We start from the raw sequence: 15,162 nt of genomic DNA, 5'->3' as shown, positions 1-15,162 counted from the left end.
CCGAACCTCGCTGATCTGCGGTCTTCAGGACCTGTACGGCGTCTGCCGGCTCAACGGTCCTCCGGGTCGATCAGCCAGAGGCCGAGGACCACGAGGAACGACAGACAGAGGAAGCCCGCGCCCCACCAAGCGGTGCCGGTGTCGCCCGCCATCCACTCGTCCACCACGATCGTCAGCCCCCAGAGCTGGCCGATGACGACCGTGAGCGCCAGCGTGAGGCGGGCCGTCAGCTTCGAGGAGCGTTCCGGTTCCTGCTCCGTCCCGGCTCCCGGTCCCGGCCCGGTGTGGGTGACCCGGGGATCGCCGTACCCGCTGGTGGCGCGGATCTGCGGATACCTCTCGTGCACGCGCCGGTTGAGACGCGGCTGAGCGCTGCCGGGGGTGTACGCGGGGGGCCGGGGGGCCTCCGGAGCGGCCGGTGCCGCGGGGGCGACGGGGGGCTTCGCCGGCTCCGGGGCCTCCGGGTCGCGGGGGAAGGCGTCCTCGGTCATGTGCGTTCACTCCTCTCCGGCGCCGTGCCGCGCGCGGAGGCGCCGGGGCAGCCCAGACGGTCGGCGAGTTCGGGGCGGTCGTCGCCGAGCTGGCGGCAGAGGCCCTCGCGGGCGCTCTCGCCCGAGCGGGCGGTGCCGACGGCCCAGACACTGCCGTCGACCTCCTCCACGAGCACCACCTTCGGCAGTCCCCGGGGCGGCGGGCCCGCCGTGACCTCTCCCGTACGCGCGTCGAAGACGCCTTCGTGGCAGGGGCAGTACAGCTCGCCCTCGCTGCCCCGGTCCTTGCGCCAGAGCACGGCGCAGGCGAGGTGGGTGCAGACGGCGGAGTAGCCGGCGAGGGTGCCGTCCTCCAGGCGGACGGCGACGGCGCGGTCCTCGGAGCCGGGGTAGCGGAAGGCCAGGGACTCGCCGGGCAGGAGCACGTCCGCGATCTTCTTCGCCTCGGGCGGCCCGTCGCTGTCCCCGTGCCGGTGCAGGATGCCGGAGGCGACGGCGACACCGCCGACGGCGAGGCCGCCGGAGACGGTGGCGACGATCCTCAGGTAGTCGCGGCGGGTGGTGAGCGAGTCGGCGGCGATCCGGTCGTGGAGCGCTTCCCGGGCCGCGTCGGAGCGGGGGTCCGGCGCGGGCGGCTGGGGGTCGGTGACGCTCAACGGACATCCCTTCCATTGATCTCGACGACGGGAAGGCCGCCGGGGACCGGCCATTGGACCTTGTCGGCGGGGACGACCATCGCCACGCCCGTGGAGACGGTGGTGGACCCGAAGGTGAAGGAGTCGGCGACCTGGACGCCGGGGCGTTCGGCCTGGAGCTCTTCGAGGGTTCCGTAGAAGAGGGCGCCGGTGGGGCAGACGGTGGCGCACATCGGGGCGAGGCCGTAGGCGGTGCGGTCGTAGCAGAGGTTGCACTTCATCTGGAGCTTCGCCTGGAGGTCGATCTTGGGGACGCCGAAGGGGCAGGCGTTGACGCAGTTGGCGCAGCCGATGCAGCGGGTGGTGTCGGCCTGCTGCACGACGCCGTCGGGGGTGACGAGGATCGCGTCGGCGGGGCAGACCTCGGCGCAGGGGGCGACGGGGTCCTCGCAGTGCATGCAGACGGTGGGGAGGGAGGCGACGGAGTGGCCCTCGTCGGGGTAGTCGAGGTGGATCATCGACTTGCCCCGGTGGGAGTCGCATTCGCGGCAGGCGGAGACGCAGGCCTGGCAGCCGATGCAGCGGCCCGGGTCGATGAAGATCGTGCGGCCCATCATGTGCGGGTCAGCTCCTCTCCGCGGTGCCGCGGCCCTGGGGGGAGGTGGGGGGCAGCGGGTCGGTGCGGGAGACCTGGGTCTCCGGGTAGGCCTGGTGGCCGGGTGCGGTGGGTGGCGCGGGGACCTCGTCGACCTGCGGGGCGGCCTCGATGCGGGCGGCGCAGACCTTGTACTCCGGGATCTTGGAGCGCGGGTCGAGGGCGTCGATGGTCAGGGCGTTGGCCGCCGTGGGGACGGGCCAGTGGTACGGGATGAAGACGGTGTCGGGGCGGATGGCCTCGGTGACGAGGGCGGGGAAGACCTCGCTGCCGCGGCGGGTGACGACCCGGACGGGGTCGCCGTTGCGGAAGCCGTGGGAGGGGTGGACCTCGACCCAGGGGCGCGGCGTCTGTTCGACGAGGGCGCCCAGGCGGCGGGTCTGGTTGCCGGAGAGGAAGTGGGCCACGGTGCGGCCGGTGGTCAGCGAGAGGGGGAACTCCTCGCTGTACGGGTCCATGGGCGGGTGCCATTCGACGACCTGCAGGTGGATCTTGCCGTCGGGGTGGTACGTGCGGCCGTCCTCGAAGAGGCGGGGGGTGCCGGGGTGCTCGGTGCTGGGGCACGGCCAGGCGATGCCGCCGGTCTCCTCCAGGCGTTCGTAGGTGATGCCGTAGTAGTCGTTGACGGTTCCGGCGGAGGCGATGCGGAGTTCCTCGAAGACCGAGCGGGAGTCGGGGAACGCGAACTTGTCGCCGGCGCCGAGCCTCCGGGCGAGTTCGCAGATGACCCAGGTGTCGGTGCGGACGCCGGCCGGGGGTTCCTGGGCCTTGTTGTGCTTGACGACCCGGGCCTCGGCGTTGGCCATGACGCCCTCGTCCTCGGCCCACACGGTGACGGGGAAGACCACGTGCGCGTTGGCCGCGGTCTCGGAGAGGAAGAAGTCGAACTGGGCGTGGAATTCGAGGGTGTCGTAGCCGTCCTTGACGGTCGCGTAGTTGGGCAGCGAGACGAAGGGGTTGTTGCAGATGCCGACGAGGCCGCGGATCTCCTTGCGCTGCATCTGCCAGACCATCTCCATCATGGAGGTGCCGGCGGGCGGGAGTTCGGCCTCGTCGATGCCCCAGATCTCGCAGATCTGCCGACGGTGCTCGGGGTTGGTGATGGAGCGGCCGCCGGGGAGGAGGTCGGACTTCTGGCCGTGCTCACGGCCGCCCTGGCCGTTGCCCTGGCCGGTGATGGTGCCGTAGCCGGCGCCGGGCCTGCCGATGTGTCCGGCGGCGACGCACAGGTTGATGATGCTGAGGCAGTTCTCGACGCCCTGGGAGTGGTGCTCGACGCCGCGGGCGTGCCAGGCCATGGCCCGGTCCGCGCCCGCGAACATGCGGGCGACCTGGACGATCTGCTCCTCGGGGACGCCGCAGATCTGGGCCGACCGGGCCGGCGGGTACGCGGCGACGGTCTTCTTGACCTCCTCCCAGCCGGTGGTGTGGGCGGCGAGGTAGGCCTCGTCGGTGAGGCCCTCGGCGACGACGACGTGGAGGACGGCGTTGAAGAAGGCGGAGTCGGTGCCCGGCTTGAGGGCGACGTGGAGGTCGGCGGTGCGGGCGATCGCGGTCTCGCGCGGGTCGACGACGATGAGGGTGGCGCCCCGGTCGCGGGCTCCCCACAGGTACTGGGTCATGACGGGGAAGCATTCGCCGACGTTGGAGCCCGCGATGAGGAGGCAGTCGGTGAGGAGGATGTCGGAGAAGGGGTTGCCGGCCCGGTCGATGCCGAAGGCGAGTTTGTTGGCCCCGGCGGCGGAGACCATGCAGAGGCGTCCGTTGTAGTCGACGTGCCGGGACTTCAGGGCGACCCGGGCGAACTTGCCGACGAGATAGGTCTTCTCCGAGTAGAGGCTGGCGCCGCCGAGGAGACCGAACGCGTCGTTGCCGTACTCGCCCTGGATACGGCGGATCTCGGCGACGGTGTGGTCGAGGGCCTCGTCCCAGCCGACCTCGCGGAACTCCTCGTCGCGGTTGCGGCGCATGAGGGGCGCGGTGAGCCGGTCGGGGTGGTTGACCTGCTGGTAGGCGTTGATGCCCTTGGGGCAGAGCCGCATCCGGTTGATGTCGTGGTTGCGGGGTTCGACGCCGAAGACCTTGCCGCCGCGGTCGACGCGGAGGTACATGCCGCACTGGACGCCGCAGAAGCAGCAGTGGGTGGGGACGAGGGTCTCGCCGTTCTGGTCGGCGTGCCAGCGGTCGGCGGGGATGCCGCCGGCGTCGCGGAAGTTGCGGGTGCCGGGCGGGGCGAGGGAGGGGTCGAGCGGCAGCGCCCTGTTCGGGTCGGTCGCGGTCACTTGAACCCCTTCTTGACGTGGTCGAGGTAGGCGTTGCCGCGCAGGACGCGCTTGCAGCGGGGGCAGTACTCGGCCCACTCGTCGAAGCCGAGGTCGAGGTCGCGCATGGTGCCCTTGAGGTTCTCCACGTACGGGGCGGTGTCGATGGGCTCGTGGCAGCGGCGGCAGGCGAGCACCTCCTCGTCCTTGCGGCGGGCGGTGTACTTGAAGAGCTGCATGCCGACGGCGGCGGGCCGCTGGACGATGTGGAAGAACTTCCCGAAGGGGATGTAGATGAGGGTGAAGACGACCGACACCATGTGGAGGATCGCGAGGAACTCGTAGCCTCCGCCGTGCAGGAAGATCGACGAGAAGGTGAGCAGCAGCCCGGTCACGGAGATGACGATGAGGGCGAGCAGCGGCACCAGGTCGTAGGCGAAGCGCTGGCCGGTGATGGCGCCGCGGTCCCTCATACGGCGCCAGAGGAAGTAGCCCGCGCCGGGGATGACCAGGACGGCGGCGATGTCGAGGCCGTGGAACATCAGCCAGCCGACGACGTTGAGGGCGTCGAAGCCGATGATCTTGAAGCCCCAGATCCGCATCTCGTAGCCGGGGCCCGAGCCGGTGGAGGAGGTGAAGGTGAACCAGCCCCAGGTGAGGGGGAAGGTGATCGCCGCGGCCAGCAGACAGCCCCAGAAGATGAGCTGGTGGGCGGCCCAGCGGGCGTGCGAGCGGGCTCCGAGGAACTTCTGGAAGCCGAGGTAGGTGGCGATCATCTTCGGCAGCGCGGTGGGCGCCGTGCGGAAGTTCGCGACGGAGAAGAAGGATCCCCAGCCCTTGTGGAAGAGGCGGCGGGCGCCGGGGGCGGAGATCCAGACGGTGTAGCGGTAGGCGACGCCGAAGGCGAGGAAGACGGTGGCGACGGCGTAGGGCAGCAGGGCCGAGTCGAAGTCGCGGAGCAGACGGCTGCCGAAGACGATCGCGAGGATCAGCAGGACGGAGACGACGGTGCCCGCGAGGGTGGCGCGGCGGCGCACGGCGGCCGGGGTCTGCGGTGGGGGTCCGGCGGCCACCGGGCTTCCCGGGGCTGGGCTTCCCGGGCCATGGGTGCCGTGGGTGGGGTCGTCCGGCGGAGGTGTCGGCTCGGCTGTCTGAGGTGGCTCGGTCACGCGGCCACGGTAAGGCCATACGGGGCAGTTTGCCCGGTTTTGCGGGGCTGTGGGAGGAGGGCGTCGCTCAGACGGCGTTCAGACCGTGGGCGCGGAAGACCTCCCGGACCTCGGCGACCCGCTCGGGCGTCGGGGAGGGCGTGTCGTGCAGGGTGAACGGCATGGCGAGTGCTTGCCACTTCGCTTCGCCGAGCTTGTGGAAGGGCAGGATGTCCACGCGGGAGACGTACTTGGCCATGACCTCGTCGTGGTCGAGGACGTCCGCCGTGATGGCGCCCGTGTCGGGGCCGACCTGGGCGCCGGACTTCTCGTCCCGGCCGCCGTTGATCGCGTACAGGAGGGTCTTGGCGAGGTTCACGCGGGCGCCGAAGAACTGCATCTGCTTGCCGACGGGCATCGCGGAGACGCAGCAGGCGATGGCGGTGTCGTCGCCGAAGCGGGGGCGCATCAGCTCGTCCGACTCGTACTGGACGGAGGAGGTGTCGATGGAGACCTTCGCGCAGAACTCCTTGAAGCCCTGCGGGAGTCGGGGCGACCAGAAGACGGTCATGTTCGGCTCGGGGGCCGGGCCGAGGTTGTAGAGGGTCTGGAGGTAGCGGAAGGAGGTCCGGGTGACCAGCGGACGGCCGTCCTCGCCCATGCCGGCGAGGGACTCGGTGACCCAGGTCGGGTCGCCGGAGAAGCCCTGGTCGTACTCCGGGGTGCGCAGGAAGCGGACGATGCGGAGCTTGACGATGAAGTCGTCGACGATCTCCTGGGCCCGCTCCTCGGTGAGGAGACCGGCCTCGATGTCGCGCTGGAGGTAGACGTCGAGGAAGGTGGAGGTGCGGCCGAGGGACATCGCGGCGCCGTTCTGCTCCTTCACGGCGGCGAGGTAGGCGAAGTACAGCCACTGGACGGCCTCGCGGCCGGTGACGGCGGGGCCGGAGATGTCGTGGCCGTAGGAGGCGGCCATCGCCTTGAGTTCGCCGAGGGCGCGGATCTGTTCGGCGAGTTCCTCGCGGAGCCGGATGGTCTCCTCGATCGAACGGTCCCCGGCCGGGAGCGAGTCGAGCTCCTCCTTCTCCTCCTTCTTCACCTCGACGAGGCGGTCGACGCCGTAGAGGGCGACGCGGCGGTAGTCGCCGATGATGCGGCCGCGGCCGTAGGCGTCGGGGAGTCCGGTGACGACGCCGGCCTTGCGGGCGGCGCGGATCTCGGGGGTGTACGCGTCGAAGACACCGGCGTTGTGGGTCTTGCGGTACTCGGTGAAGACCTTCTCCAGCTCGGCCGAGACCGGGTAGCCGTAGGTCTCCAGGGCGCCGGCGACCATGCGCCAGCCGCCGTACGGCATGATCGCGCGCTTCAGCGGGGCGTCGGTCTGGAGGCCGACGATCAGGTCCTTGTCGCGGTCGATGTAACCGGGGGCGTGGGCGGTGATGGTGGACGGCACGTCGTACGAGACGTCGTAGACGCCCTTGGCGCGCTCCTCGGGGAACCTGTCCGTGATGGCCTTCCACACGGCGGTGGTCCGCTCGGTGGGTCCGGCGAGGAAGGAGTCGTCACCCTCGTACGGCGTGTAGTTCTGCTGGATGAAGTCGCGGACGTCGATGGCGTCGCGCCAGAGTCCGCCCTTGAAGCCCTTCCAGGCCCGCTCGTTCACCGTTGCTTCAGCAGGTGTCGCAGTCACTGCCCGCACCGCCTTCTTCGATTCGTTCGATCGCGTCGTTGCCTGCCTCCATTCCACTCCTTTCGATCGATCGTCCCGGTCGGCATTGGTCACCTCGGGGCGGCCTTAGGTCCCGTTCCGGGTACGCGAAAAGACCCCGCCTCGCGGGGTCTTTTTCCGGATGGCTCAGCTGGGCGCCTCGGCGTTCCTGCGGGCGTAGAACCACCAGGTCACGACCATGCAGCTGATGTAGAAGGCGACGAAGCCCCACATCGCGCTGGTCACGGCCACCGATCCGAACAGGGCCGGGATGAAGAAGAAGCCGTAGGCCGCGATGGCCGAGGTGAATCCGGTGACGGCGCCGGACTCCATCTCCGCCTGCTTCAGCGCCCTGGTGTATTCCGGGGTGCCTTCCGTGAGGCCCTTCAGGTGGGTGCCGCGGAAGATGACCGGGATCTGACGGAAGGTGGAGCCGTTGCCGATTCCGGAGAAGAAGAACGCGGCGAGGAAGCAGAAGAAGAAGCCGTAGAACGAGCCGCCGTCACCGCCCGAGGGCAGGAAGCCGATCACGCCGACGATCGAGACGGCCATGCCCACGAAGGACAGGAGGGTGACCCGGGCGCCGCCCCACTTGTCGGCGATCCAGCCGCCGCCCCAGCGGGCGAGCGCGCCCACGGCGGGGCCCATCCAGGCGTAGGTGGCGATCGAGTAGTCCGGGAAGGTGGTCTTGATCAGCATCGGCAGGGCTGCGGCGAAGCCGATGAAGGAGCCGAAGGTGCCGACGTACAGCCAGGTCATCAGCCAGTTGTGCTTGCGCTTGAAGATGATCTTCTGCTGCTTGAACGGGGTCGAGGCGACCTTCAGGTCGTTCTGGCCGAACCAGGCGACGGCCGCGAGGACCAGCAGGACCGGGACCCAGAGGAACGCGGCGTTCTGCAGGTAGACCGGGGTGCCGTCGGCCTTGTGCTGGGCCGAGCCGATGGCGATGGTCGACCAGGTGATGACGATCGGGGTCAGCAGTTGCACGACGGAGACGCCGAGGTTGCCGAGACCGCCGTTGATGCCGGTCGCGGAGCCCTTCTTCGCCTTGGGGAAGAAGAAGCCGATGTTGGCGAGCGAGGAGGCGAAGTTCGCGCCGCCGATGCCGCAGAGGGCGGCGATGGCGACCATCACGGCGTACGGGGTCGTCGGGTCCTGGATGGCGATGCCCAGCCAGATCAGCGGCACGATCAGCACGACCGTCGACAGCGCGGTGAAGCGGCGCTGGCCGACCATCGGGCCGAGGAAGGTGTAGAGGATCCGGGCGGTGCCGCCGGTCAGACCGGGGATGGCCGTCAGCCAGAACAGCTGGGAGGTCGAGAAGCCGAAGCCGACGTCCTTCAGATTGGTCGCGGTGACCGACCACACCTGCCAGACGACGAACGCCACGAGCAGCGCCGGCACGGCGATCCACAGGTTGCGGGTGGCGACCTTCTTGCCGATCGACTTCCAGAAGAGCTCGTTCTCCGGCTCCCAGTCGGTGATCGGCTTGCCGGGGCGGTACTGCTCCGTGTCGTACGAGGCGGCGGGCCGGCCCGTCCTTCTGCTGTCCTGGACTACGGAACTCATGGCGCTTCCCTGACTTCCCTGTTCGGGCTGACCTCGGGCTGTCCTTCGAGGACTTCCTTGCTCTTCCAGGCTGCGCCGCGGGGCAGAGGGGACGTGAGTGCCGATGGTCGTCGGGTGTGCGGGCCCAGGTCGGGCCGTCGGGCGGGCCTAGGTCCCCTCAGGGACGGGTCGTAGGCACCGGCAGGACCGGAAGGGTCACCGCGGGGTCGTCGAGGCAGGCGCCGGTCCGCCGGCATCGAAGGGGGCACGGGCCGCCTGACGTCCCCGGCACCGGCATCGGCCCCGGCCCCGTCCCCGGCGGTACCGGCCTCCGCGTGGCATGCGAGCGGGAGCACCGCCCGCTCTGCTGTGCTGGGGCCATGACACAACCGTTCCTCCCCCTCACCGCACGCTCCCGCGACGAGTCGCACCGGGCGGCCACGCCCCTGGAGCTCTTCTTCGACCTGTGCTTCGTCGTCGCCGTCGCCCAGGCGGGCGCGGAGCTGGTGCACGCGGTCGCCGAGGGCCACCCGGGCGAGGGGATCATCAACTACGCGATGATCTTCTTCGCGATCTGGTGGGCGTGGATGAACTTCACCTGGTTCGCCTCGGCCTACGACAACGACGACGTCCCGTACCGCGTCGTCACCCTCGTCCAGATCGCGGGCGTCCTCATCCTCGCGGCCGGGGTCACCCGGGCCTTCGAGGACCACGACTTCCTCGTCGTCTACATCGGCTACGTCGTCATGCGGCTCGCGCTCGCCTCCCAGTGGCTGCGGGCCGCGCACCACGCCACCGACCCGGCCGAGCGGACCATGTGCCGGCGGTACGCGGGCGGGGTCGTCGCCGTGCAGATCGGCTGGCTCGCGCTGCTCCTCGTGCCGGAGTCGGCCCGCCCGTGGGTCTTCCTCGTCATGGCGCTGGCCGAGATGGCCGTACCGCTGTTCGCGGAGAGGAACGCGCCCAGCACCTGGCACCCGCACCACATCGCCGAGCGGTACGGCCTGTTCACCATCATCGTGCTCGGTGAGACCGTCGCCGCCGCGACCGTGGCCGTGAAGACCGGCATCGCGGAGAACGACGCCCTCGGCGAGGTGCTGCCGATCGCCGCCGGCGGTCTGCTGCTCGTCTTCGCCGCCTGGTGGATCTACTTCGTCGTCCCCGCCCACGACCGGCTGACCTCCAGCCGCGAGGCCTTCCGGTGGGGCTACGGCCACTACGTGATCTTCGCGGCGGCGGCGGCCGTCGGCGCCGGCCTGGAGATCGCCGTGGAACAGGCCGTGGGCAAGGCCCACATCTCCACCCTCGCCGCCTCGGGGGCGGTGACGATCCCGTCGGCCGTCTTCCTGCTGTCCGTGTGGCTCCTCCACGCCCGCTACTTCAAGGTCGGCATCGCACAGCAACTCGTCCTGCCCGTCTCGTCGCTCGCGATCCTGCTGTGCTCCTTCGCGGGCCGCTGGGCGGTCCTGGCCGCCGGCCTCGTCGCGGCGGCCACGGTCGCCGTCGGTGTGACCCTGACGGCGCGGAACCCGGCGACGCGGCCGGGTCCGGGCACGGGTCCGGGTACCGCGACCGGCTGAACCGCCGTGCCGTGCGCGAGAATCCGGCCGTGCTCTTCCGCGTCCTCGGCCCGAAGCGCTGAGCCAAGCAGCGTGGTAGGCAGGGAACATGACACAGGCCGAGCAGACGCGCGACCGCGACCGCGACCGCGACGGAATCACCGATGTGAGGGGTCTGCGCGTAGGTCACGCGCGCGTGGACGGGGACGGGGCGCTGAGCGGGACCACCGTGGTGCTCGCTCCGGCCGGCGGGGTCGTCGCCGCCGTGGACGTACGGGGCGGCGGACCGGGTACGCGGGAGACCGACGCGCTCGACCCGCGCAACGTCGTCCAGCGGATCGACGCGGTCGTCCTGACCGGCGGCAGCGCGTACGGCCTGGAGTCCGCCGCCGGGGTGATGGCCTGGCTGGAGGAGCGGCACCGGGGCGTGCGCGTGGGTCCCGATCCTTCCCACGTGGTGCCCGTGGTGCCCGCCGCCTGCGTCTTCGACCTGGGCAGGGGCGGTGACTTCACGGCCCGGCCGGGCCCGGCGACGGGACGGGCCGCGGTGGAGGCTGCCGACGCGAGCGGGGACCACGCGCGCGTGGAGACGGGCGCGGTCGGCGCGGGCACGGGCGCCGTGGTCGGCGGCCTCCGGGGCGGGGTGGGCACGGCGAGCGCCGTTCTGGAGTCGGGGATCACGGTCGGCGCCCTGGTCGTGGTGAACGCGGTCGGCTCCGCCGTCGACCCCGCGACGGGTGCGCTGTACGGGAGTCTCTACGACGGCGGGCGGCCCGCCTTCCCCGACGCGGCGGTGCACGAGGCGGCGGTGCTGCGTCTCGCCGAGGCGCGGGCGGCGGCCGCCCCTCCCCCGCTGAACACCACGCTCGCCGTCGTCGCGACCGACGCCGCGCTGACCCGCGCACAGGCGCAGAAGGTCGCGGGCACGGCGCACGACGGCATCGCGCGCGCCTTGCGTCCGGTGCACCTGATGAACGACGGCGACACCGTCTTCGCGCTGGCCACCGGGGCACGCGAACTGCCGGAGCGGCCCGGCCCGCTCGCCCTGAACGAGATCCTGGCGGCGGGCGCGGACCTGGTGACCCGGGCCATCGTCCGGGCGGTGCTCGCGGCCCCGGGCGGCCTGCGCGGTCCGGGCGGGGACTTCCCCTCGTACAGTGAGCTCTACGGAACGCGTTCGGAGCCGTACTCCCGGTAAGCTCAAGGGAGTTGGGCGAACGGGGCTCCGACAGGGCGGGAACTTCCCCCGGGCGCCCTTCGTTTTCCGGAACCCCGGACACGATGTCAGACCCAGGGACTACGTTAAGCAAGCACCAAGTGACATGCGGCGACGGCCTGGAGACCCTCTTGAACGATCCGCAGGATCCTCACGATCCCTACGAGACGACCGAGACGCACGTTGAGCGGCTCCTCGGCCGGGCGCTCAACTCCTTCGACCTGCCCGACTCGACCGTCGAGCGCCTCGGCACGGCGCTCGCGCACTCCAGCGCGCTGCACTCCTCGCACCACAGCGCGTCGCTGCACCGCACCACCTACCGCCACACGTATCTGCTGAGCGACGGCTCCGCGCTCAGCCTCTGGGAGCTCACGCACAACGCCGGCCGGGACGGCGCCGAGCAGCACGAGCTCTACGCCGAGGAGTCGGAGGCCAGGCTCGCCGCCTCCCGCCTCCCCAGCGGACCGCTGCCGGGCTGGACCGTCGAGCGCTCCGACGGCCGCGCCCTCGACGAGGACGATGACGACGACGACATGGCGCTGCTGAGCGCCCTGCTGGCCCGCCCGATACCCGCCCAGCCCCGGATGTACGTGCCGGACAACTCCGCCGACCACGCGCGGCGCGTCCTGCGGCGCGCGGAGAACGCGGACCGGCCCGGCGAACGGACGGCCCGCCGGCTCCGGCTGGCCTTCGCCCACCACATCACCCAGGCCTTCGGCCGCCACTGCCCGGTGGACGGAGGCCGGGACGCCGGCTTCACCCTCTACGAGCACCAGTTCCTGCTGCTCGACGGCAGCGAGGTGAGCCTCTGGGAGGTCGAGCACACGGCGACACCGGACGGACGCCACATGTGCGAGGTGTACGAGGACGAGCGCGCGGCCCGCGGGGCGATGGAGTCCCGCTCCCGGGTCCGCTGACGCCCGTCGCCCCCCGCGCCCGTCGGCACCGCTCCGGGGCGGTGCTCAGACCAGCGCGGGGACGGCGGCGGCCTCGGCCAGCCGGGCGATGGCGAACGCCCGGTTGGCGCGGGTCTGTTCGCGGTACGTCTCCGGCAGGTCCGGCAGCGCGAGCAGCCGGTCGCAGGCGGCGAGCGAGGCGGCGTGGTCACCGACCCAGTACGCGGTGATCGAGTACTCGAAGAGCAGCCCCCACCGGTACACCCAGGGATGCATGAACAGCAGGTCACCGGGCTGCTCCCGGTCCTGGACGGTGGAGACCACGGCATGGGCGGTCCGGTAGCGGCCCAGCTTCCGCAGCCGGCCCGACAGCTCGTAACAGGCCTCCAGCCGCTCCGGCCGTGACTCCCAGGCCCGCGACAGCGCGTCCATCCCGGCCGGCCAGTCGCCGGAATCGGCACGGAGGACACCTGACTGGAGCAGGGAGTAGTAGACCTCCTCGCCCCAGCCGCCCATGGCCGCTCGCCGCTCGTAGAGGTCGGCCGCCTCCTCGGTGCGGCCGAGGTCGCGCATCGTCTGCGCCAGATAGAAGACGGTGCGCGGATTCGACGGGTCCCGCTCCAGCTCGGCGCCCAGGAGCCGGGCGTCACGCTCGAACTTGTCGTGGCGTGAGCCTCCGTCGGCGTAGTCCTCGATGACCAGGGCGTCGAGGTGCTCCTGGACGAGGTCCCCCTCGGCCGTCAGGTACTCGTGCGTGACGCCCTCGTAGCGCCACGGCAGATCGCCCCTGACCAGGCGTTTGATGCGGTACTCCAGGGCCCCCTCGTGGCGGATCATGTAACCGTCGGCGGTGAGCGCGGACAGCGGTCCCTCCTGGCGCAGGACATGGTCGGCGTCGAGGAGCAGGAGATAGTCGGCGCGGCCACGTGCGTGCGCGATGTTCAGGCTGCGGTTGTGGCCGAAGTTCACCCACGGCTCCTCGCGCAGCTCGCCGGGGATGCCGGCGAGGGCGGTCCGGATCAGCTCCTGGGTCCCGTCGGTGGACCCCGTGTCAGAGATGACCCAGGTGTCCACGAGGCCGCGGACGGAGGCGAGGCAGCGCTCGATGACTGCGGCCTCGTTCTTGACGATCATGCACAGGCAGATGGACGGCTTCACGGCAACACCACCTCCGGCGGTTCGGTCGGGGGGCGACGGTACGCAGAGCCCCCGGGGAACCGGCGGCGGCACGCCGAAAGACCGCCTCACGTTCGCCGTCACGCACGCAGCCATTCGACTGGTGGGACTACGCCATGGCGGCTCATCACGCCCCGAACCCATCAAGTCCCCGCAGCTGCGGCCCGATGATCCGATTGGAAGCTCATCACTGCTTCCGCCTTCGTCCCACCCCCACATCGTGGCGCCGGCGTACGAAGCCGGCGGAGGAAAGGAGCATGCATGCGTCCTGATCCCAGGACTCTGTCCAAGTCCAAGCTCGGCCCGCTGCCCCGTCGGCGTGTCTGGGTAGGCGGCGGTGCGTTGGCCTCGGTCGCACTCGTCCTCACGGGCCTCGCGCCCACGGCGTCGGCATTCGCCGTCCCGACGACCGCCTCCGACCCGGTCGGCGACTGCAAGCCCAGGTCCGCGCAGGAGCAGGCCGGCCCGCAGCAGCACGACGAGCAGGGCAGGCCGGCGACCGCCGCGCTCCAGGAATACCTGGACCAGGAGGTCGGACGTCTGGTCGACGAGCCCCGGGCCGTCGCCGCCCCGGACACGGAGGCCGGCGACTGCAAGAAGGGCCCGACCGGCCCCAAGGGCCCGAAGGGCAACACGGGCCCGACGGGACCGACAGGGCCTAAGGGCAACACGGGAGCGACTGGGGCGACGGGCGCCACTGGGGCGACGGGCGCGACCGGAGCTACGGGCGCGACTGGAGCTACGGGCGCCACTGGGGCGACCGGAGCCACGGGAGCCACCGGAGCCACGGGCGAGACCGGAGCCACCGGCGCCACGGGGGCCACGGGAGCCACGGGTGAGACCGGAGCCACCGGAGCCACGGGAGCGACGGGTGAGACCGGAGCCACCGGAGCCACCGGAGCCACCGGGGCGACGGGCGAGACCGGAGCCACCGGAGCCACCGGCGCCACCGGCGCCACCGGAGCGACTGGTGAGACCGGAGCCACCGGAGCCACGGGAGCCACCGGAGCGACGGGCGAGACCGGAGCCACCGGAGCCACCGGCGCCACGGGCGAGACCGGCGCGACCGGAGCCACAGGCGCGACAGGCGCGACTGGAGCCACCGGCGCCACCGGGCCCACCGGGCCGTGCTCGGACATCGACATCTACGCCCCGAACAGCACCGAGGACGCCCAGGCGGTGCTCACCAACGGCAAGGTGTTCGTGGGTCGCGCGCCGTCCCTCGGCGGGACGATCGTATGGACCGACCTCACCAACCCGACCACAGTCGGCACGGATCTCGGCAACCCCAACTACCCGGCGGGCGTGTGCGCTGTCGGCTACGAGTCCAACGGCGACGACGCGTACGTCAAGGTGCTCACCGTGGGCGGACAGGTATGGCAGACCCACGGTGACGTGAACGGAACCGACTTCATCTGGGACGAGGGCTGGCTCCAGCAGTCGACACCGACACCGGTGGCACTGCGCGCGAGCAAGTTCTCGCGCGCCCTGCCTCCCGGCGCCGTCCCGAACCTGAAGTGACCCTGACGGATCGGTGAAGAACCGAGGGGTGGTGCGTCCACCGATGCCGCACCGCCCCTCGCGACCGGCCCCGCGCCGGGACCGGGTCAGGCCACCACGGCCACCCCGGTCCCGGACGGGGTCTGTTCGCTGTCCGGCGCCGCCTCCGGGGCCGGCTTGCGGAGGCCGAGCGACGGGCCGGAGGTGTCGAGTGCGATCCGGTGGCCTCGGCGCCATGCGCGCGGGTGACAAGCCGGCGTCGTCCGCCCCTGCCCGGCACGTCGTCCGCCCCTGCCCGGCTACGCCGAAGGGCCCCGCCCCCGGGACGAATCCCGGGACCAGGGCCCTGCCGCAGCCGTACTCCGTGCG

Annotated in this window: 11 protein-coding genes and 1 pseudogene; 4 read left to right on the top strand and 8 right to left on the bottom strand. The window is 71.4% G+C overall.

Features of this window, described 5'->3' with window-relative positions:
* Positions 1-50: 50 nt before the first annotated feature.
* The 7 genes and pseudogenes from OG259_RS24445 to OG259_RS24410 all read right to left on the bottom strand — a co-directional run bounded on the left by OG259_RS24445 (position 51) and on the right by OG259_RS24410 (position 8,467).
* Complete coding sequence (locus tag OG259_RS24445) at positions 51-491, bottom strand: hypothetical protein (RefSeq protein ID WP_328944210.1); 441 nt, start codon at positions 489-491, stop codon at positions 51-53.
* On the bottom strand, positions 488-1,147 hold the full coding sequence (locus OG259_RS24440; protein WP_328944209.1) for a Rieske (2Fe-2S) protein: 660 nt from the start codon (positions 1,145-1,147) through the stop codon (positions 488-490). The genes OG259_RS24445 and OG259_RS24440 overlap by 4 nt, the downstream gene beginning before the upstream one ends.
* Positions 1,144-1,743: a 4Fe-4S dicluster domain-containing protein gene (locus OG259_RS24435; RefSeq protein ID WP_328944208.1), complete on the bottom strand. Its 600-nt coding sequence runs from the start codon at positions 1,741-1,743 to the stop codon at positions 1,144-1,146. Before OG259_RS24435 ends, OG259_RS24440 begins: the two co-directional genes overlap by 4 nt.
* A 7-nt stretch (positions 1,744-1,750) precedes the next feature.
* Entirely contained in the window at positions 1,751-4,063 is a 2,313-nt protein-coding gene (locus OG259_RS24430) for a molybdopterin oxidoreductase family protein (RefSeq protein WP_328944207.1), read from the bottom strand.
* On the bottom strand, positions 4,060-5,211 hold the full coding sequence (locus OG259_RS24425) for an MFS transporter (RefSeq protein WP_443052005.1): 1,152 nt from the start codon (positions 5,209-5,211) through the stop codon (positions 4,060-4,062). Before OG259_RS24425 ends, OG259_RS24430 begins: the two co-directional genes overlap by 4 nt.
* A 205-nt stretch (positions 5,212-5,416) precedes the next feature.
* A pseudogene (locus tag OG259_RS24415) lies at positions 5,417-6,880 on the bottom strand (pyruvate formate lyase family protein); the annotation flags it as partial.
* 165 nt (positions 6,881-7,045) lie between these two features.
* On the bottom strand, positions 7,046-8,467 hold the full coding sequence (locus OG259_RS24410; protein WP_328944206.1) for an MFS transporter: 1,422 nt from the start codon (positions 8,465-8,467) through the stop codon (positions 7,046-7,048).
* 359 nt (positions 8,468-8,826) lie between these two features.
* Here OG259_RS24410 and OG259_RS24405 point away from each other — a divergent pair, with 359 nt between their 5' ends.
* The 3 genes from OG259_RS24405 (at position 8,827) to OG259_RS24395 (ending at position 12,138) form a co-directional block, all read left to right on the top strand.
* The gene (locus tag OG259_RS24405) at positions 8,827-10,026 is read left to right on the top strand and encodes a low temperature requirement protein A (RefSeq protein WP_328944205.1); all 1,200 of its coding nucleotides are present in this window, start codon (positions 8,827-8,829) and stop codon (positions 10,024-10,026) included.
* A gap of 88 nt (positions 10,027-10,114) precedes the next feature.
* The gene (locus OG259_RS24400) at positions 10,115-11,203 is read left to right on the top strand and encodes a P1 family peptidase (RefSeq protein WP_328944204.1); all 1,089 of its coding nucleotides are present in this window, start codon (positions 10,115-10,117) and stop codon (positions 11,201-11,203) included.
* Positions 11,204-11,286: 83 nt separating this feature from the next.
* Positions 11,287-12,138, top strand: coding sequence for a DUF6227 family protein (locus tag OG259_RS24395; RefSeq protein WP_328944203.1), 852 nt, complete (start codon positions 11,287-11,289; stop codon positions 12,136-12,138).
* 45 nt (positions 12,139-12,183) lie between these two features.
* Here the strand turns inward: OG259_RS24395 and OG259_RS24390 are convergent, their stop codons facing one another.
* On the bottom strand, positions 12,184-13,275 hold the full coding sequence (locus OG259_RS24390) for a glycosyltransferase (RefSeq protein ID WP_443052004.1): 1,092 nt from the start codon (positions 13,273-13,275) through the stop codon (positions 12,184-12,186).
* A 279-nt stretch (positions 13,276-13,554) separates the two neighbouring features.
* On the opposite strand from OG259_RS24390, the gene OG259_RS24385 reads away from it, so the two are divergent.
* Positions 13,555-14,814 (top strand): hypothetical protein, encoded by a 1,260-nt coding sequence (locus OG259_RS24385; RefSeq protein WP_328944202.1) that lies wholly within the window; start codon positions 13,555-13,557, stop codon positions 14,812-14,814.
* Positions 14,815-15,162 lie beyond the last annotated feature (348 nt).

The organism is Streptomyces sp. NBC_00250 (assembly GCF_036192275.1).
GTDB lineage: Bacteria > Actinomycetota > Actinomycetes > Streptomycetales > Streptomycetaceae > Streptomyces.
The sequence above is the reverse complement of the archived record's forward strand: the minus strand, read 5'-3'. Positions and strand labels throughout refer to the sequence as shown.